This is a genomic window from Pseudomonas sp. dw_358 (assembly GCF_018449655.1).
Lineage (GTDB): Bacteria > Pseudomonadota > Gammaproteobacteria > Pseudomonadales > Pseudomonadaceae > Aquipseudomonas.
Genome location: NZ_JAAVUX010000003.1, coordinates 274,345 through 292,281, shown reverse-complemented (window position 1 = coordinate 292,281; position 17,937 = coordinate 274,345). Strand labels below are relative to the sequence as shown.

At 63.6% G+C, this 17,937-nt stretch carries 15 protein-coding genes; 7 read left to right on the top strand and 8 right to left on the bottom strand.

The window, feature by feature from the left end:
* Nucleotide 1: 1 nt before the first annotated feature.
* Nucleotides 2-1,444: an ATPase domain-containing protein gene (locus HB675_RS07195; protein ID WP_256737495.1), complete on the bottom strand. Its 1,443-nt coding sequence runs from the start codon at nucleotides 1,442-1,444 to the stop codon at nucleotides 2-4.
* A 297-nt stretch (nucleotides 1,445-1,741) separates the two neighbouring features.
* On the opposite strand from HB675_RS07195, the gene HB675_RS07190 reads away from it, so the two are divergent.
* The 3 genes from HB675_RS07190 to HB675_RS07180 all read left to right on the top strand — a co-directional run bounded on the left by HB675_RS07190 (nucleotide 1,742) and on the right by HB675_RS07180 (nucleotide 3,305).
* Nucleotides 1,742-2,005 carry a hypothetical protein gene (locus tag HB675_RS07190; RefSeq protein WP_213877106.1) on the top strand — a complete coding sequence of 88 codons (264 nt, stop codon included), beginning with the start codon at nucleotides 1,742-1,744 and terminating at the stop codon, nucleotides 2,003-2,005.
* 59 nt (nucleotides 2,006-2,064) lie between these two features.
* Entirely contained in the window at nucleotides 2,065-2,919 is an 855-nt protein-coding gene (locus HB675_RS07185; protein ID WP_213877104.1) for an oxidoreductase, read from the top strand.
* A gap of 95 nt (nucleotides 2,920-3,014) precedes the next feature.
* Nucleotides 3,015-3,305 (top strand): hypothetical protein, encoded by a 291-nt coding sequence (locus HB675_RS07180; protein ID WP_213877102.1) that lies wholly within the window; start codon nucleotides 3,015-3,017, stop codon nucleotides 3,303-3,305.
* A 101-nt stretch (nucleotides 3,306-3,406) separates the two neighbouring features.
* On the opposite strand, the gene HB675_RS07175 is transcribed toward HB675_RS07180, so the two are convergent.
* Nucleotides 3,407-4,600: a YncE family protein gene (locus HB675_RS07175; protein WP_218626459.1), complete on the bottom strand. Its 1,194-nt coding sequence runs from the start codon at nucleotides 4,598-4,600 to the stop codon at nucleotides 3,407-3,409.
* A 141-nt stretch (nucleotides 4,601-4,741) separates the two neighbouring features.
* Between HB675_RS07175 and HB675_RS07170 the strand changes: the two genes are divergently transcribed.
* The 3 genes from HB675_RS07170 to HB675_RS07160 all read left to right on the top strand — a co-directional run bounded on the left by HB675_RS07170 (nucleotide 4,742) and on the right by HB675_RS07160 (nucleotide 8,867).
* A complete protein-coding gene (locus tag HB675_RS07170; RefSeq protein ID WP_256737482.1) occupies nucleotides 4,742-5,293 on the top strand; it encodes a class I SAM-dependent methyltransferase in 552 nt (183 codons plus the stop codon).
* A gap of 535 nt (nucleotides 5,294-5,828) precedes the next feature.
* Entirely contained in the window at nucleotides 5,829-7,550 is a 1,722-nt protein-coding gene (locus tag HB675_RS07165; protein ID WP_213877100.1) for an ABC transporter permease subunit, read from the top strand.
* Between the two features lie 12 nt (nucleotides 7,551-7,562).
* Nucleotides 7,563-8,867, top strand: coding sequence for a nitrate/sulfonate/bicarbonate ABC transporter ATP-binding protein (locus HB675_RS07160; RefSeq protein ID WP_213877098.1), 1,305 nt, complete (start codon nucleotides 7,563-7,565; stop codon nucleotides 8,865-8,867).
* A gap of 77 nt (nucleotides 8,868-8,944) precedes the next feature.
* Here the strand turns inward: HB675_RS07160 and HB675_RS07155 are convergent, their stop codons facing one another.
* The 6 genes from HB675_RS07155 to HB675_RS07130 form a co-directional block, all read right to left on the bottom strand.
* On the bottom strand, nucleotides 8,945-10,048 hold the full coding sequence (locus HB675_RS07155) for an acetate/propionate family kinase (protein WP_213877096.1): 1,104 nt from the start codon (nucleotides 10,046-10,048) through the stop codon (nucleotides 8,945-8,947).
* Nucleotides 10,030-12,396 carry a phosphoketolase family protein gene (locus HB675_RS07150; protein ID WP_213877094.1) on the bottom strand — a complete coding sequence of 789 codons (2,367 nt, stop codon included), beginning with the start codon at nucleotides 12,394-12,396 and terminating at the stop codon, nucleotides 10,030-10,032. The genes HB675_RS07155 and HB675_RS07150 overlap by 19 nt, the downstream gene beginning before the upstream one ends.
* Before the next feature lie 66 nt (nucleotides 12,397-12,462).
* Nucleotides 12,463-13,086, bottom strand: coding sequence for a histidine phosphatase family protein (locus tag HB675_RS07145; RefSeq protein ID WP_213877092.1), 624 nt, complete (start codon nucleotides 13,084-13,086; stop codon nucleotides 12,463-12,465).
* Nucleotides 13,083-14,099, bottom strand: a complete 1,017-nt coding sequence (locus HB675_RS07140) for a class I fructose-bisphosphate aldolase (protein ID WP_213877090.1) — start codon at nucleotides 14,097-14,099, stop codon at nucleotides 13,083-13,085. Before HB675_RS07140 ends, HB675_RS07145 begins: the two co-directional genes overlap by 4 nt.
* 164 nt (nucleotides 14,100-14,263) lie before the next feature.
* Nucleotides 14,264-14,656 carry a VOC family protein gene (locus HB675_RS07135; RefSeq protein WP_213877088.1) on the bottom strand — a complete coding sequence of 131 codons (393 nt, stop codon included), beginning with the start codon at nucleotides 14,654-14,656 and terminating at the stop codon, nucleotides 14,264-14,266.
* A gap of 93 nt (nucleotides 14,657-14,749) precedes the next feature.
* A complete protein-coding gene (locus HB675_RS07130; protein WP_213877086.1) occupies nucleotides 14,750-15,415 on the bottom strand; it encodes a phospholipase in 666 nt (221 codons plus the stop codon).
* Nucleotides 15,416-15,647: 232 nt separating this feature from the next.
* Here HB675_RS07130 and katG point away from each other — a divergent pair, with 232 nt between their 5' ends.
* Nucleotides 15,648-17,894, top strand: a complete 2,247-nt coding sequence (gene katG / locus HB675_RS07125; protein ID WP_213877085.1) for a catalase/peroxidase HPI — start codon at nucleotides 15,648-15,650, stop codon at nucleotides 17,892-17,894.
* Nucleotides 17,895-17,937 lie beyond the last annotated feature (43 nt).

Genomic DNA, 17,937 nt, shown 5'->3' with positions numbered 1-17,937 from the left:
CTCACGACTTCGCAATCGTGGAGGCACTACCGGACCAGGCAGACTCCACATGAGTGAAAGCCGTCCTCAGGTCGAGACCCTGATCGTTGATCACCACTTCGAACAAGGCCGTGTCATAGGTGCTGTCTCTCATCTTGAGTACGGACAGCAGGCGCTTGAGCTCGGACTGGTGCTCGACGAAACGCATCAGCAGCAGGTTGTCGACGATGCTCGAGAGGTCGGGGGTGGGCGCATCGATCTCAGGGCCGAACAGCCCGCGGATTTCCCAGGTGGCGAACACCAGTACGCCGCGGGCGCGCATCTCACCCATCAGGGCACTGAAGAACCCGCTCAGCCGGGCGGGGTGATTGCAGGGGATGATCATGCCGCCAAAACTGTCGATCACCAGCCGCTTGATGTGGTATTGGTCCACCAGCGCAATCAGCCGGGCGCCCAGGCCATCGAGCAGGCCTTCGGTGGTGGGTTGCCAGACGATGTGCAAGGCGCCGGCGTCGCGCATGGCCTGAAAGTCGTGCCCCAAGGCCTTGGCCTTGAGGGTCAGGCGATCGGGCGTTTCGTAGAAGCCGAAATGCAGCCCCGGCTCCTCGGCGGTGGCGGCCGAGAGAAAGTTGATGCCCAGGGTGGTCTTGCCCACGCCCGAAGGTCCCAGTGCCAGGGTCACCGAGGCGCGCGGCAGGCCGCCTTCGGTGACGCGATCCAGTGCCGGGACGCCGCTGGTCTGGCGCGCCATGTCGGTCTCGCGCAATTGCGAGGGATGGCTGTAGAGGGTTTCCAGGCGCGGGTAGACCACCAGGCCGTCATCTTCGATCACGCATTCATGCAGCCCCGACAAGGCGCCGCTGCCGCGGGTCTTGCGCAGCTGGATGCGCCGCACCGAGCGGGTGCCCATCAACTCTTCGCCCAGTTCGATGACGCCGTCGACCATGGTGTGTTCCGGGCTGCCGTCGTCCAGCCGCGAGCTGGTCAGAAACAGCACCGTGCAACCGGCAAAGGCCGCGTGGCCCTGCAGCTCGGCGATGAATTTCTTGGTGTCGATGGGCGATTCGGCCTGGGACCGGGCGTTAAGCAGGCCGTCGATGATCAGCACCGAAGCCTTCTGCCGGATCATCTCGCGGCGCACCAGGCGCACCACTTCGTCCAGGCCTTCGTTTTCCAGGGTGTCGAAGGCGCTGACAAACTGGATGTCATTGCCGATGTAGCGCGGGTCGAAAAAGCTCAGGGTGGACAGGTACTGGAACAGCCGTTCATGGGATTCGGACAGCAGCGTGGCCACCAGCGCCCGGCCGCCCTGACGGATGTGGTGGAACGCCATCTGGTTGGCCAGGATGGTCTTGCCTGATCCTGGCCGGCCTTGAACGATGTAGGAGGCGCCGGCCACCAGGCCGCCTTTCAACAGAATGTCCAAGCCGGTGATGCCGGTCTCGAGGCGTTTGAGCTGTTCCAATGTCGGGCCTGCCTGGTCAAGAAGGGATGAGTGATGACGGCCATCCAGGCCATCGCAATGACTCATGGTGAAAGGATTCTAACCCCATGGGCGTCTGGACAACAGGCAGCGGTGCCTCACCTGCCGGACGAGGCAAGGCCTTGGAGCGTGTTCATGAAATTTTGGAAAGCTGGCGGGCGAAAGTGTTCCGTCGCAATCGCCTACCAATCGTCAGCTCGCGGGCTCCATCGACGCAGGCTGGCGTCTGACTGAAGGAGCGGCCTGCAGTGTGAAAGGGCCGAAAACCCAAGGGATCGTATGACGTTCATTTACCAGGGGCCGGCCGAGGTCTTTTTTTCCCCCTCAGATACACCCGAGCTTTCCATCGTGCCGAGTGCTGCCCACACCGTGACGCTGACCGAGCTGGCGGTCGGCACCTACGAAGTATCATTCCTCAGCTCGCCGCCTGACGAAAGCGGCGCTTACCTGAAGATCATCCTGCCGGACGGCTCGGCCCACGGCGGGCGCATTACCTCGCGCAACGGCTCGCTGATGGCCTTTCTGGGCAATGTGATCATCTGACCGGGGCGCAGCGCATGCTGACTGAACGTGTCGATTCTTTATCAAAGGAGCACCGCACCATGGCAAATGACTCAAGAAATACGCCAGTCTGGTTCATCACGGGTTGTTCGACCGGCTTCGGCCAGGCCCTTGCCCGGCTCATCGTGGCACGTGGCTGGCGGCTGGTGGCTACCGCGCGCGACAAGGCGCGGGTTGCGGACCTGGCCGAGGGCGCGCCGGATCGCGTGCTGACCCTGGACCTGGACGTTGGCCGCAGCGAACAAGTCGAGGCGGCGGTGGCCGCGGCCAATGAGCGCTTCGGCCGTATCGATGTACTGGTCAACAATGCCGGCTATGGCTACCAAAGCTCCATCGAGGAGGGCATCGAAGCGGACATCCGCGCGCAGTTCGACGCCAACGTGTTCGGGTTGTTTGCCGTGACTCGCGCGGTCCTGCCGCTGATGCGCGCCCAGCGCAGCGGGCATATCATCAACATCACGTCGGTGGCTGGCCTGATCGGCTTTCCGGGGTCTGGCTATTACGCCGCGTCCAAGCATGCCGTAGAGGGTTTTTCCGATGCGTTGAGTGCCGAGGTCAAGCCGCTGGGCATTGCTGTGACCTGCGTGGAGCCGGGGCCGTTTCGCACGGATTGGGCCGGACGTTCGCTGCACCAGACGCCGTCGAAGATTGCCGATTATCAAGACACGGCAGCCAAGCGCATGACGTCCACCGCCGAAGGCAGCGGCAAGCAGGCTGGCGATCCGGTGCGGGCCGGCGAGGCCATGATTGCCCTGACGCAGACAGCAACACCGCCGCGTCATCTGCCGCTGGGTGCATGGGGATTCGACGCGGTGGTTGCCGACCGCAAAGAGCGACTCAAGGCGATCGAAGCGGTGCGCGATATCAGCCTGGGCACTGATTTTCCAAAGGATTGAGCGAGGTGATCGAAAATCGCTGACGGGTTGGTTATGCTGGGCTGTGATCGATCATAGTCCGGCATCCGCCCGCGAGGGTGACCCAGGAGGCATACATGAAGCCATGGCTGTACACCGCAATTTTTTTAGCCTGCGTGCAGAGCGCCCACGTAATGGCGGCAGGCAAGAGCTTTCATGGCACGCCCTGCAAAAACGACGAGGAGTGTTCCAGCCTGGCAGGGGGGTATGAGTGGGCCAAGAGCGAGAAGCTCACCGACAAGTCCTCCTGCAACACGCCCACGGCGACCTTTAACCAAGGGTGCCAGATCTTCATCAAGGAAAACGCCGGCAAGCCTCAGCCGCCAGACGGCAATGAAGACGACGATGATGGGGATGAGGAGGATTGATCGCCAGTTCTGCCATGCAGGCTCCCCAGGGCTGAGTCTGCTCGGGAAGACAATGATCGTCATTCCCGCGCAAGCCCTGCCTTGGAGGGGACGCGACAGGCTTATCGCGGTGCGCTGCGCAACGACGACGGGCCGCCGTCGATCTTGATGCGCTGGTGGGTGTCCACCAGACGCCCGCCTTGCAGGCTGTACAACCCCAGTTGCTTCTCGACGTTGAACTGCACGATCAAGTGTTTGCCGTCGGCGCTGAACACCATGCCCTGGGACGAGTTGCCGTCCGCCACATCGTTGACCTTCTCGGCGTGACCGTGCTCCAGCTTGAACAAGGTCACCCGGCCCTGGGGGCGAAAGCCGGGGTTGTCCGGCAGCAGGTTGGAGCCATCGATGGACTGGGCGGCAATCCAGTGGCCATCCGGTGAAATCGCCACTGCCTCGGGTACCGATGGCACAGTGATCTGTTGCACCGCGCGAAAGGGTGTCTTCGACACGTCGATCAGTGTCACGCTGTCGGCATCCCCGGCCAGACGCCCTTTATAGCCAGCCAGTCCCGCGAGCCCGACGTTGCTCACTACGGCCCAGTGACCGTCACTGGAAACATCCACGGTATAGGGCGCAACGCCGGTGCTGACGCGGTCGCCGCTGTCCAGCCATTGGCCGTTCTTCAGGTCGAGCACGGCCAATCCCTGTTCGTCACGCAGCGAAGCAAGGACATGCTGCCCATCATGGGTGAACGCCACGCCCGCCAGGCGTTTTTCACCCAACTTGATGCTGCCCAGCACCGTGACCTTGTTGCCTTCTATACGCAGCGGGCGTACGCCGCCATCGACACAGGTGACCATGCCCCACTGACCGCTGCGGTCAAAGGCGACCGCTTGCGGGTGGCTGCCCAGGTCGACGCGGCTCACGGTGGCCGGCTGGGTGCTCAGGTCCACCACCTGCAGGAAGGTGTCCAGCACCAGTGTCTGCGCACCATGGTCGTAGCGCGTTGGCGCGGCCACCAGCGCCAGCTTGCCATCGTGGCTGATGGCGGCGGCCTGGGGCGGGCCCTGAATGCCATTTTCCACCGGCACCGTCTGCGCCACCCGGGGTGGAAACACACTGGCGTCGAGCACCGTCAGGGAGTCGGGGCGGGCAGGTTCGGGGTAGGTGTCACGCCCTTGCACGCGCTGGTATTTGCCGTCATTGGACGAAACGATCCAGTCTGCGGCGTGCACCGCGTGGCTGGCCAGGAGCAAGAGTGCAGGCACACCAAGGGCCTTGAGGGTATTGCGCAGCAGGTAGGGTGCGATAGGCAAGGCAATGTTCTCGATAAAGTGGATCTCATTATGGGCTGAGACTATAGCTCAGGGTCGGCGCTTTACTTTTGTCGATCGCCGAATACTATCAAGTACATCTGCCTGGACCGCGAATCAACGCTCCAGCCCGTGGGAGAGAGCATGCCGACTATCCAGGAACTCAACCAATTCATCGCAGACCCGGTCTTGCAGGAGAGCGTCACCCAGGTCTGGAAGCTGGTGGGCGAACATTTCGAACAGGCCCAGGCGACCTTGCCTGCCGAACAGGCCATGGCCCGGCGCGAGCTGTCGTTCCATGATCACGTGCGTCTGCTGGGCTATTTGTGCGTATTGCTCGAAGGGGTGCCCGGCGACCTGGTGGAAATTGGCGTGTGGAAGGGCAAGTCGCTGGTGCTGATGAACGAGATCAGCAACCGTCAGCGCCGCGTCATCGGCATCGACCCGTTTGTACTGCCCAATCAGTTCGAAGAGTTCGACCACTATCGGCGCGCGCTCTTGCCCGATGCCTTGTTCATTCGTGGTTTTTCGGAGTTCTGCGGCGAGCACTTCTACAAGATGGCGCCCAAGGTGGCCCTGCTGCACATCGACGGTGGCCATACCGGGCGCAACGTGCTGCTCGACCACCCAGCGTGGTACCCGGTGGCTTTGTCGTCTTCGATGATTATGGTGACCACCAGTACTCGCCCGAGGTAGGGCCTGCGGTGGACTTGCTCAGGGCCACGGGTTACTTCAAGGATTTTCATGTGCTGGGCTGCGCTTGCGGCTTTGAAAACAGTTATGTGTTGCAGCGGCTCGGGTAATTCGGCAGCGGCTCCGATGCCTTGCATGAAACTCCCGAACGCAGCATTGACCCACCGTTTGACCAAGCGTATAAAGCCTGCGCCCATACTTTGGGCAGCCCTTTTTCTATGAAGAGAGCCATGGACAGTATTCCCGGTAGTCGGCAACCCGCCAGCCTTGATGGCGGGTTGCATGATCAAAACACATATACACGACAGTGCCCGCAAGGGGCCGGTCGGATGAGCCCGCTACCTGGCTGAAGCCTCGTTTTGACTCACCTGCCCGGTCCCTGGGGTCGAGGTGAGTCTATGCAGTACATCTTTTGCACATCTGCCCGTCTCCGGGGCGAAGCCGGCCCTGATCAAGTTGTCATAATTCCGTCATCTACAAGCCTCACCCTGCGTGCGGCTGACGAATTCCAGGTCACGCTTTCCTGAGGCAACTTTCCATGGCCGCACTCTTTAGCATTCCGCCACGGCTGCGTGGTACTGCCCCCAACCGTTGGGACTGGCTGCTGTTGCCGCTGGTCCTGGCGTTGCTGGTGCTGATGGCTTTCGGCGCCGCCCAGATGAGCAAGCCGTTCATTGTCGGGCAGGCATTGCCCATCTCGCTGGACCCGATCAACCTGCCGTATTACCTGCTGCGCACCATCCTGCGGATGTTCACCGCGCTGCTGGTGTCGCTGCTGTTCGCTTTCGCCTTTGCCTATGTGGCGGCCAAATACCGGGCCGCTGAAAAAGTGTTGATTCCGTTGCTGGACGTTTTGCAGTCGGTGCCGATCCTGGGCTTTCAGGCCATCGCCATCGCGCCGTTCATTGCCCTGTTCCCCGGCAACCTGCTGGGGGTGGAGTGCGCGGCGATCTTTGCCATCTTCACGTCGCAGGCGTGGAACATGGCGCTGAGCCTTTACCAGTCATTCCGTACCGTGCCACCCGAGTTGAGCGAAGCCGCGCGGATTTTTCGGCTGTCCGGCTGGCAGCGTTTCTGGCGTCTGGAGCTGCCCTTCGCCATGCCGGGGTTGCTGTGGAACATGATGATGTCGATGTCCGGTGGGTGGTTCTTTCTGGTGGCCGCCGAAGCCATTACCGTCGCCGGTCAGGACATCAAGCTGCCCGGTATCGGTTCCTACATCGCCGTGGCCATCGACCAGCGCAACCTGGGCGCCATCGGCTGGGCCGTCGGGGCCATGCTGGCGGGCATTCTGGTCTATGACCAATTGTTCTTCCGGCCGCTGCTGGCCTGGGCCGACCGCTTTCGCTTCGAGGACACCCAAGGCGAAACCGCCCAGCGCTCCTGGGTGCTGGACTGGGGCCGGCGCAGCCGCTGGGTGCATGCCCTGACCCTGCGCATCAGCCGCTGTTTCCAAAAGGCAATGGGGTGGTTTCCATCGCGCGGGGACGGTACGGTCGCCCCTCGCCGCACCATGCGTCTGCCGATCTGGTGGCCGCGAGTGTGGGACGTGATCCTGACGTTGCTGTGCATTGCCGCGTTCACCGAACTGGGCCTGTTTGTGCATCAGGATGTCGGCTGGGCCGAGGCCTGGCATGTGCTGGGCCTGGGTTTCCTGACGTTGATCCGGGTCATGGTGCTGATTGGCCTCGCCTCGCTCGTATGGGTACCGCTGTCGATCTGGATCGGCCTCAACCCGCGCTACTCGCAGAAGGTTCAGGCGTTGGCGCAGTTTCTCGCGGCCTTCCCGGTCAACTTGCTGTTCCCGCTGGTGGTGGTGGGGCTGGTGCATTTCCAGCTCGACCCGAATATCTGGCTCAGCCCGCTGATGGTCTTCGGCACCCAGTGGTACATCCTGTTCAACGTGGTGTCGGGTGCCGCCACCATTCCCTACGAACTGCGCCTGGCGGCCGATAACCTCGGTCTGCGCGGCTGGCTGAAGTGGAAGCGGGTCTACCTGCCGGCGGTCTTCCCCAGCTTTGTCACCGGGGCCATTACCGCCAGTGGTGGCTCGTGGAACGCCAGTATCGTCTCCGAGTACGTCACCTGGGGTGACACCTCGCTGCAGGCCCAAGGCCTGGGCAGCTATATCCGGCAAATGACCGATGCCGGTGACTTTCACCGCATTGCCCTGGGGATCGGGGTGATGTGCATCTACGTGATGCTGGTCAACCGCTTTTTCTGGCGCCGCCTGTACTTGCTCGCCGAAAACCGTCGTTAAGGGGTGAATGAAATGACTGCCGAAACCTTGATCGAACTCAAGTCTGTCAACAAAGGCTTCAAGGCCTCCGACGGCACTCTGCGCACAGTGCTCGAAGGCGTCGATCTGCGCCTGCATGACCGCGAAATCGTCGCCCTGCTGGGCCGTTCGGGCTCGGGTAAATCCACGCTGCTGCGTATCATCGCCGGGCTGGTGGGCGCTGACCACGGGCACGTTACCTACCGTGGGCAGGCGATTCACGGGCCGGTGGCCGGGGTGGCCATGGTGTTCCAGTCTTTCGCCCTGTTTCCCTGGCTGACCGTGCAGCAGAACGTCGAACTGGGCCTCGAAGCTCAGGGGGTGGCCGCCGCCGAGCGCTCGCGCAAGGCCAGCGATGCCCTGGAGTTGATCGGCCTGTCCGGCTTCGGTGGTGCGCTGCCCCGCGAGTTGTCCGGCGGCATGCGCCAGCGCGTGGGCATTGCCCGGGCCCTGGTGACCAATCCGCAAGTGCTGCTGATGGACGAAGCGTTTTCGGCGCTGGACGTGCTCACCGGGCAGACCCTGCGTGACGACATGCTGGAGTTGTGGGACGAGCAACGCATCGACACCCGCAGCATCCTCGTGGTGTCCCACAACATTGAAGAAACCGTGATGATGGCCGACCGCATCGTTGTGCTGTCCAGCGACCCCGGTCGCGTGCGCGCCGAACTGCGCATCGAACTGCCGCGTCCGCGCGACGCCGACTCGGAAGAGGTGCGAGCGCTGATCGCCAAGGTCTACGCCATGATGACCCAGTCCAGCGGCTCGACCCCGGCCGCTGCCGCCGGCGCTCTGGAGCTGGGCTACAGGCTGCCGGACGCCGACGTCGGCAGCCTGGAGAGCGTGCTCGAATTGCTCGCCGACGAGCCGTTCAAGGGCAAGGCCAGCCTGGCCCGGCTCGCCGAAGAAACCGAGCTGCCCGACGATGAGCTGTTCCCTATCTGCGAAGCCCTGGGCCTGCTGGGCATGGCCCATCTGGTGGACGGCGAACTGCGCATGGACCGCCAGGGCCAGCACTACGTCAACGCCCGCCAGGCCCGCCGTCAGGACCTTTTTGCCCGCCAGTGCCGGGGGCGCGTGGCCTTGGTCAACTTCATCCTGGACGGCCTGCGCGCCGACCCGGGTGGGGTGCTCTCGGAAAAGACCGTGCTTGATCGTCTGGAAGACTTGATGGACGACGACGAAGCGGAACGGGTGCTCAAGGTAGCGGTAGAGTGGGGGCGGTATGCGGAGTTGTACGAGTATGATTTCCACACGCGGCAGCTGACGCTGCGGCGCGAGGGGGTTGGGGTTTCCTGAGGGGGGCTTGCTTGTCGAGGGAGGTCATCAAGACTCACCGGCCACCCGCGCGGCCGGTGGCCGTCCTTGATAAGATTTCACGCCATGCATCGCGCACTCAGCCGCGCAATCTCCTCATCCTCCAGTGAAGGCAACACCCGAACTTTGCCCTCCACCTCCAGCCACCCAAGCCCGGCGCAGATGCGCTGGCGCACAGGTGTGTCGTGCTCGCCGATCCCGCCGGTGAACACCAGCAGGTCCAGCCCTTCCAGCACCGCCACCATGGCCGCGATCTGTTTGCGTGCCGCCTGGCAGAACATCTCGATGGCCAAGGCCGATTGCGGGTCAGAAGAAGCCGTTTCATGCAGTTTTCGCATGTCGCTGGCCACCCCGGAAATGCCCAGCAGACCGGATTGATGATCGATCAACTGCTCCAGCGCCTGAGCATCCATGCCTTGCTCGCGCATCAGGTAGATCAGCACGCCAGGGTCAAGGTCGCCGCTGCGGGTGCCCATGATGATCCCGCCGCTGGGGGTCAGGCCCATGCTGGTGTCCACGGAGCGGCCCTGTTTGACGGCGGTGACGCTGGCGCCGTTGCCCAGGTGCACGATCACCAGCCGGGAGGGCAAGGCCTCGCCCAGTTGGCGGACGATGGACGCGCAGGACAGTCCATGAAAGCCATAACGGCGGATGCCCTGTTCGCGCAACCTGTGAGGCAGGGCGAGGGTGTGCGCCAGGGCGGGCATGTCAGCGTGAAAACCGGTGTCGAAGCAGGCCACCTGGGGCAAGTCGTTGAAGTGCTGCCGGGCCTCGGTAATGACGGCCAGCGCCGCCGGCGTGTGCAAAGGCGCAAAGGCGCTGGCGTGGTTGAGCTGCTCCAGCACCTTGTCATCGATCCGGCAGGGTTTGAACAACTGCGGGCCGCCGTGTACGACGCGATGACCCACTGCGTTCAGCGCCGGTAAGCCGGCCTTCTGCAGCCACTGCTCAATACGCCGCATCACGCCGCCGATACTGGCATCGGCCAGGTTTTCGCCGTCGATGCCGTCGGCACTGAAGCTTGCCTCGGCGCTGCCCAATGCCTGGGCCTCGCCACTGGCCAGCGTCTCGATCGCTTCGGCCCCGACCTGATACACGCCGAACTTCAGCGACGACGAGCCGCTGTTCAGCGCCAGTACGGTGGTCAGGCGGTCCATTGCCATTGCAGCACCTCCGGCAGGTCCTCGCCCTGTTCGCTGATGTACAGCTTGTGCCGCTCGATGCTGCTCCAGTAACGCTTTTGGGCCTTGTCCACTTCAGCGTGCAGGCGCGGGACACGCATGATGGCGTCCAGTGCCAGCTGGTAACGGTCAAGGTTGTTCAGCACCACCATGTCGAACGGCGTGGTGGTGGTGCCTTCGTCACGAAAGCCGCGGACATGGAAGTTGTCGTGGTTGCGGCGGCCGTAGGTCAGCTTGTGCACCAGCATCGGGTAGCCGTGGAAAGCGAATATCACTGGCTTGTCGGCGGTGAACAGCAGGTCGAAATCCACGTCGGTGAGGCCATGGGGGTGATCGGCGCGAGGTTCGAGGACCATCAGGTCGACAACGTTGACCACGCGGATTTTCAGGTCCGGTACGTACTCGCGCAGCAGGGTCACGGCGGCCAACGTTTCCAGAGTCGGCACGTCGCCGGCGCAGGCCATGACCACGTCCGGCTCGGCATCGCCGCAATTGCTTGCCCAGTGCCAGATGCCGGCGCCGTCGGTGCAGTGGCGTACAGCAGCGTCCATGTCCAGCCACTGCCATTCCGGCTGCTTGCCGGCGACGATCAGGTTGACGTAATCGCGCGAGCGCAGGCAGTGGTCGGTCACCGACAGCAGGCAGTTGGCGTCCGGTGGCAGGTAGATGCGCACCGTGTCGGATTTCTTGTTGGCGACGTGGTCGATAAAGCCCGGGTCCTGGTGGGACAAGCCGTTGTGGTCCTGGCGCCACACATGGGAGGTCAGCAGGTAATTGAGCGAAGCGATAGGCTTGCGCCAAGTGACCGTGCGGGCTTCCTTGAGCCACTTGGCGTGCTGGTTGAACATCGAATCGATGATGTGGATGAACGCCTCATAGCAGGAAAACAGGCCGTGGCGGCCGGTGAGCAGATAGCCTTCCAGCCAGCCTTCGCAGAGGTGCTCGCTGAGCACTTCCATCACTCGGCCATTCTGGCTGAGGTTGATGTCCACGTCCTCAATGCGCGCCATCCAGGCTTTGCCGGAGGCGTCCAGCACGGCGTCGAGGCGGTTGGAGGCGGTCTCGTCCGGGCCGAACAGGCGGAAGTTGGCGCTGTCCATATTGAGCTTCATCACATCGCGCAGAAATCCGCCCAGCACCCGCGTGGCTTCGCCGCGCACGCTGCCGGGAGTGGGCACGGCCACGGCGTAGTCATGGAAGTGCGGGAGCGCCAGCGGCACCAATAGCTCGCCGCCGTTGACGTGGGGGTTGAAACCCATGCGCTGATGGCCGGTGGGGGCTATCTCCGCGTATTCGGCGATGAACTGCCCCTTGTCGTCGAACAGTTCTTCAGGTTTGTAACTGCGTAGCCAGCCTTCGAGTTGCTGCAAGTGCTCGGGGTTCTTGAAGTCGGCGATGGGTACCTGATGGGCGCGCCAGGTACCTTCCACGGGCAGGCCGTCCACGGTCTTGGGCCCGGTCCAGCCCTTGGGCGTGCGGAAAATGATCATCGGCCAGCGCGGTCGGGGCAGGCTGGCGGGCGCGTCACTGGCCCGCGCCGCCGCCTGAATGTCGCGGATCTTGCCCAGCACCACGTCGAGGGTCGCCGCCAGCGCCTGGTGGACCTTTTGCGGGTCATCGCCTTCGACACGGTGGGGTTCATAGCCGTAGCCGTGGAGCAGGGCATCGAGCTCTTCATCGTCGATGCGTGCCAGCACCGAGGGGTTGGCGATCTTGAAACCATTGAGGTGCAGGATCGGCAGCACGGCCCCGTCGCTGGCCGGATTGAGGAATTTGTTGGAGTGCCAGCTGGCGGCCAGCGGGCCGGTCTCGGCTTCGCCATCGCCGACCACGCAGGTGACGATCAGGTCCGGGTTATCAAACGCTGCGCCGTAGGCATGCACCAGCGAATAGCCCAGCTCGCCACCTTCGTGAATCGACCCTGGCGTCTGCGCCGATACGTGGCTGGGGATGCCATTAGGCCAGGAGAACTGCCGGAACAGTCGGTGCAGGCCGTTGCGGCTGCGCTCGATGGCCGGGTAGCGCTCGGTGTAGGAGCCTTCCAGGTACGTCTGCGCCACCAGCCCCGGGCCGCCATGGCCCGGGCCGGTGATGAAGACCATGTTGAGGTCGTATTCGCGAATCAGCCGGTTGCAGTGCACATAGAGGAAGTTCAGCCCCGGCGTGGTGCCCCAGTGCCCGAGCAGCCGGCGCTTGACGTGTTCCAGGCGCAGCGGTTCTTCGAGCAAGGGGTTGTCGGCAAGGTAGATCTGCCCGACCGAGAGGTAGTTGGCGGCGCGCCAGTAGGCGTCCATTTTCCGAAGTTGCTCGGTTGATAGTGTCTTGCGCATGCTGTTCTCCGCGGTGAACGCGACCCCAAGGGGCCGCGGGCGGTGCATAAAGCAGGGAGGGGTGTGTTACAGGTGTTCCAGGAAACCTCGGCCGGGAGTGAGGTTCCACGCGCAAATGATCGGCACGTTCGAATGCTTCGGGTCCAGGCCCAGCACGCTCAGCGACGCGGTCGCCAGCGGAAAGTGACCGGTCTCGGTCAGCGGCTGGCCCAGCCAACGGGTGGCCAGCACGCCACCGATATGGCCGTGGGCAAACAGCGCGACATTGCCGCTCAGGGTCAGCAGGTGGGCGATCAGCTGGTCGATACGCGCGGTGATCTGTTCCGGCGACTCGCCGTCGGGGCAGCCGTCTCGAAAGATGTTCCAGCCGGGGCGCTGCTGGCGAATTTCCGCTGAGCGCAGGCCTTCGTAAGCGCCATAGGCCCACTCAGCCAGGGCCGGCAGCACCTCCACCGCGTCGCCCAGCCCGGCCAGCTCGCTGGTTTGCCGAGCGCGTTGCAGCGGGCTGCTGAACACATGGCTGAACTCGACGTTGCGCAACAGCGGCACCAGGGTACGCGCTTCGTCCTCGCCCTGGGTGGTCAGTGGAATGTCGGTGCGGCCGGTGTGCTGGCCGGTGAGCGACCATTCGGTCTGGCCGTGACGGACCAGATACAGCCGCACGGGCGGGCGTTCGGTGGATTCACTCATGGGCGCTCCATCCCCTCGTTGTAGGTACCCAATGCTGCCGCACGGTTGCACACCGCGCGGTGCATGAGTTCTTTCTGGCCGGCTTCGACGTTGCCGGGCACGCCGTTCCAGGCGCTCAGCGCCGGTTGCTGCAGGGCGCGGCCATAAGAGAAGGTTACCGCCCAAGGCAGTGCCTGACCTTGATGCATGTCATTGAGGTGCGCCGAGGCCACTTCGGCCGACTGGCCGCCCGAGAGGAACGCGATACCTGGAACCGCTGCCGGTACCGTGCGCAGCAGTACGGCCAGGGTGGCATCGGCCACCTGTTTGATCGATGCCTGCTCGGCCGCATCGGCCCCGCTGGTGACCATGTTCGGCTTGAGCAGCATGCCCTCCAGCACCACGCCCTGGCGATCGAGCTCGGCAAACACGGCGCGCAGCACCCGTTCGGTGACCTCGGCGCAGCGCGCCAGCGAATGATTGCCGTCCATCAAGACTTCCGGCTCGACGATCGGGACCAGCCCGACTTCCTGGCACAACGCCGCATAGCGGGCCAGAGCATGGGCATTGACCCCGATGGCGCCGTCGGTAGGCAGGCCATCACCGATGTTGATCACCCCTCGCCACTTGGCAAAACGCGCACCGAGCTTGAAGTAGTCTTCCAGGCGTTTGCGCAGGCCATCCAGCCCCTCGGTGACCGTTTCCCCCGGGTGCCCTGCCAGCGGCTTGGCGCCCAAGTCGACCTTGATCCCGGGAATCAGCCCGGCTTCACGAATGACGTCCATGAACGAAGTGCCGTCCAGCTTGGCCTGGTGCACGGTTTCGTCGAACAGAATGAGCCCGCTGACGCTTTCGGCCAGCTGAGGGGTGGTAATCAACAGCTCACGGTAGGCGCGGCGCATGGCTTCGGTGTCTTCGATGCCTTGCTCGACGAAGCGCTTGCGGCAGGTCGAGGCGCTTTCGTCCATGGCCAGCAGGCCTTTACCGTCGGCCACCAGGGCCTTGGCGATGTCGATCAGTGCCTGGGTATTCATCGGGTGTTCCCTCCTTGATCCAGAAGTTAGGTACTGGGGGTGTGACCATAGGCTATCGGGGATGGTTCGGGGGGGAAGATGAAGGTTTGAGTAGGGTTTGGGGGGGCGGGATCTCATCGAGGGCGGTCGTCAGTGGTCACAGCGTCCATGTCATGCGCACTCGCCTAGTTCAAGCAGACAAAGCACAGCTTGTTGCCTTCAGGGTCGCGGCAATAGGCACCGTAGTACCCAGTGGTGTACTGCGGACGTGGTCCCGGTGCGCCTTCGTCCTTCCCGCCCAAGGCGATAGCCTGTTGCCACGCGGCGTCCACCTGAGCGTTGGTCGCGGCGAGAAAGCTGACCTGGGTGCCATTGCCCCAGGTCGCCGGCTGGCCGTTGAACGGCAGTTGGATGAAGAACTGCGGCCAACTCTGGCCCGGCAATCGCCAGCCGGCGCCAGCGGGGCCGGAGTCGTTGTGCTCGGGCATGCGGGTCAGGCCCATGTGGACGAGGACGGCGTCGTAGAAGGCGATCATGCTGGGGAGGTCGCGGGCGCCGAGCTGGATGTGGCTGAACATGGTTGAACTCCTTTCATGGGGCTGTCACGGCAGCTTGCCTTCCATAATCCTAGTCCGGATGCTCCCAGGTTTCACCCCTTCGCCGCCCAGTTGTCAAAGCCCCAGCGGGCCTGCCAGCCAACGCAGGAAGTCTGTCGCTTCCTGGGCTATCAGCTCATGACCGCATTCATAGATGTGCACTTGCTGGCGAACCTGTAACGCCTCCAGCCATTGCTCGGCGCGTTCGGCCCAGTGCAGGGGCAGTTTGTCGTCGAAGCAGCCGTGGGCGACGAAGGCCTGCAGATTGCCCAGCGCCTCGGTCGAGGCGATGTGTGGCGCGAGTTCCGGAAGGATCCGCCCGCTGAGCAACCCGAAGCCATTGACCGCCTGTGGCGCGCTGAGGCCGACGCTGGCGCTCATGATGCCACCTTGGCTGAAACCGGCGATCACCGTGGGCAGCGTCGTGCGCGCTTCGATGAAGTCGATCAGCAGGCGCCGGCTGCGCTCGGCATGGGCTTCGTCGATCTGCGGGCCATTGGCGCCGAAACGTACCGGGAACCAGGCGAACTGGGCAGGGCCCAGATTCAGCGGCCCTTGCACCAGCAGCACTTCCACTCGCGGGTCCACCGCTTCGGCCAGTCCGGCCAGGTTGGTTTCGTTACCGCCGACCCCGTGCAGCAGCACCAGCCGTGCCTGGGCGGGCACCTGCCCGTGGCGCTGGCGGAATTTCAGATGGCTGAGGGGGTCCTGGTACAGGACGCTGTAGCTCGATTCGCTCATCGGTGTCTCCGGCAATCATTCAAGGCGGTGAAGACCAGTGTAGAGCCTTTGCGCCGGTCTCATTAATGCCCATGGACGAGACTGACTGTCCCGTCATTTGCATGAGCCTGTGGCGAAGGTCTAGGCTTGTCTGGTTGTAACGCGCGTTGGATATCGTCGGAACCCAGTGCCCCTTCCCGGGGCCCCCACAATGGGACCGATAGCCTGATTTACAGACCAAGGGTGATCATTCATGTCGTCAGAATCGAAGTGTCCTTTCAACCATGCAGCCGGTGGTGGCACAACCAACCGTGATTGGTGGCCCAACCAGCTGAATCTCAAGATCCTCCACCAGCATTCATCGCTGTCCGATCCGATGGATGAAGGTTTCGACTACGCCGAGGCGTTCAAAAGTCTCGATCTGGAGGCGGTGAAGCGCGATCTGCACGCCTTGATGACCGACTCCCAGGACTGGTGGCCGGCGGATTTCGGCCACTATGGCCCGCTGTTCATTCGCATGGCCTGGCACAGCGCCGGTACCTACCGTACCGCCGATGGCCGTGGCGGGGCGGGTTCCGGGCAGCAGCGTTTCGCGCCGCTCAACAGCTGGCCCGATAACGTCAGCCTGGACAAGGCACGGCGGTTGATCTGGCCGATCAAGCAAAAATATGGCCGCAAGATCTCCTGGGCGGACCTCATCATCCTGACCGGCAATGTGGCGCTGGAGTCCATGGGCTTCAAGACCTTTGGCTATTCGGGCGGGCGGATCGATGTCTGGGAGCCTGATGAAGACGTGTACTGGGGCACAGAGAAAACCTGGCTGGGCGGTGACCCCCGTTACGGCAAGGCCGAGAGCGGCGACGGCGTGCTGGTGGCCGAACCAGACCAGCACGGCAGTGAAACCGCCCGTACGGATCCTGCCGGGCGCAACCTGGAGAACCCCCTGGCGGCCGTACAGATGGGTTTGATCTACGTCAACCCGGAAGGCCCGGAAGGCGTCCCGGACCCGGCTGCGTCGGCCAAGGACATCCGTGAAACCTTCGGCCGCATGGCCATGAACGATGAAGAAACCGTGGCCCTGATCGCCGGTGGCCACGCTTTCGGCAAGACCCATGGCGCCGGCCCAGCCGACAACGTCGGCCCGGAACCTGAAGCCGCCCCTGTCGAGCAGCAAGGCCTGGGCTGGAAGAACAGCTTCGGCACCGGCAAGGGCGCCGACACCATCACCAGCGGCCTCGAAGTGACCTGGACCTCGACGCCGACCAAGTGGAGCAACGAGTACCTGGAAAACATGTTCCGCTTCGAGTGGGAACTGACCAAGAGCCCGGCCGGTGCCCACCAGTGGCGGCCACAGAACGGTGGCGGCGCGGGCACGGTGCCGGATGCCCATGACCCGGGCAAACGGCATGCGCCGACCATGCTCACCTCCGATCTGGCGCTACGTTTCGACCCGATCTACGAGCCGATCGCGCGCCGCTTTCGCGACCACCCCGAGGAGTTGGCGGATGCCTTCGCCCGCGCCTGGTTCAAGCTCACTCACCGCGACATGGGCCCGCTCGCGCGCTACCTGGGCCCGGACCTGCCGGCCGAGGAGCTGCTCTGGCAAGACCCGCTGCCGGTACTGGACCATGGCTTGGTGGACGGGCAGGACGTTGCCGGTCTGAAAAGCAAAATCCTCAACGCCGGCCTTTCGGTCGCGCAATTGGTGTCGACGGCCTGGGCCTCGGCCTCGACCTTTCGCAGTTCCGACAAACGCGGCGGGGCCAACGGTGCGCGCATTCGCCTGGCGCCGCAGAAGGACTGGGCGGTCAATCAACCCGAGCAGCTGGCCACGGTGCTGGATGCCCTGGAAAAGATTCAAAGCGAATTCAACACCGCTCAGACCGGGGGCAAGAAGATCTCCCTGGCCGACCTGATCGTGCTGGCCGGTGGGGTCGGGGTCGAAGAGGCCGCGCGCAATGCGGGGCACGCGACGATTGTGCCGTTCACGCCCGGGCGGGTGGATGCGTCCCAGGCGCAGACGGATGTGGAATCCTTTGCCTTGCTTGAGCCCATCGCCGATGGCTTTCGCAACTATGTGAAGGGTTATTACCGTGTCTCCAGCGAAGCGCTGCTGGTGGACAAGGCACAATTGTTGACCCTCACCGCGCCGCAGATGACCGTATTGCTGGGTGGCTTGCGGGTACTGGGGGTAGGCGCCAGTGGGCAGGGGGTGTTGACCGAGCGGGTCGAGGCGCTGACTCATGATTTCTTCGTCAACCTGATCGACATCGGTACCGAATGGCAGCCGGTGGCCCAAGACCCTCGACAGTTCAACGGCCGTGACCGCCAGACGGGCGCCGCGAAGTGGACCGCCAGCCGCGTGGACCTGGTGTTTGGCGCCAACGCGCAGTTGCGGGCGCTGGCCGAGGTGTATGCCAGCAGTGATTCGGCCGAGAAATTCGTCCGCGATTTTGTGGCGGCGTGGACCAAGGTGATGAATCTGGATCGGTTCGAGTAGGTCTGAGGTCCTCCTTGCAAGACCGAGCAAGCTCGGTCCTGCA

Bases quoted from the DNA above. Each gene is read 5' to 3' on its own strand.
- HB675_RS07190 (WP_213877106.1), top strand. From the start codon at position 1,742: ATGACGTTCATTTACCAGGGGCCGGCCGAGGTCTTTTTTTCCCCCTCA.
- HB675_RS07185 (WP_213877104.1), top strand. From the start codon at position 2,065: ATGGCAAATGACTCAAGAAATACGCCAGTCTGGTTCATCACGGGTTGT.
- HB675_RS07180 (WP_213877102.1), top strand. From the start codon at position 3,015: ATGAAGCCATGGCTGTACACCGCAATTTTTTTAGCCTGCGTGCAGAGC.
- HB675_RS07170 (WP_256737482.1), top strand. From the start codon at position 4,742: ATGCCGACTATCCAGGAACTCAACCAATTCATCGCAGACCCGGTCTTG.
- HB675_RS07165 (WP_213877100.1), top strand. From the start codon at position 5,829: ATGGCCGCACTCTTTAGCATTCCGCCACGGCTGCGTGGTACTGCCCCC.
- HB675_RS07160 (WP_213877098.1), top strand. From the start codon at position 7,563: ATGACTGCCGAAACCTTGATCGAACTCAAGTCTGTCAACAAAGGCTTC.
- HB675_RS07155 (WP_213877096.1), bottom strand. From the start codon at position 10,048: ATGGCAATGGACCGCCTGACCACCGTACTGGCGCTGAACAGCGGCTCG.
- HB675_RS07150 (WP_213877094.1), bottom strand. From the start codon at position 12,396: ATGCGCAAGACACTATCAACCGAGCAACTTCGGAAAATGGACGCCTAC.
- HB675_RS07145 (WP_213877092.1), bottom strand. From the start codon at position 13,086: ATGAGTGAATCCACCGAACGCCCGCCCGTGCGGCTGTATCTGGTCCGT.
- HB675_RS07140 (WP_213877090.1), bottom strand. From the start codon at position 14,099: ATGAATACCCAGGCACTGATCGACATCGCCAAGGCCCTGGTGGCCGAC.
- HB675_RS07135 (WP_213877088.1), bottom strand. From the start codon at position 14,656: ATGTTCAGCCACATCCAGCTCGGCGCCCGCGACCTCCCCAGCATGATC.
- HB675_RS07130 (WP_213877086.1), bottom strand. From the start codon at position 15,415: ATGAGCGAATCGAGCTACAGCGTCCTGTACCAGGACCCCCTCAGCCAT.
- katG (WP_213877085.1), top strand. From the start codon at position 15,648: ATGTCGTCAGAATCGAAGTGTCCTTTCAACCATGCAGCCGGTGGTGGC.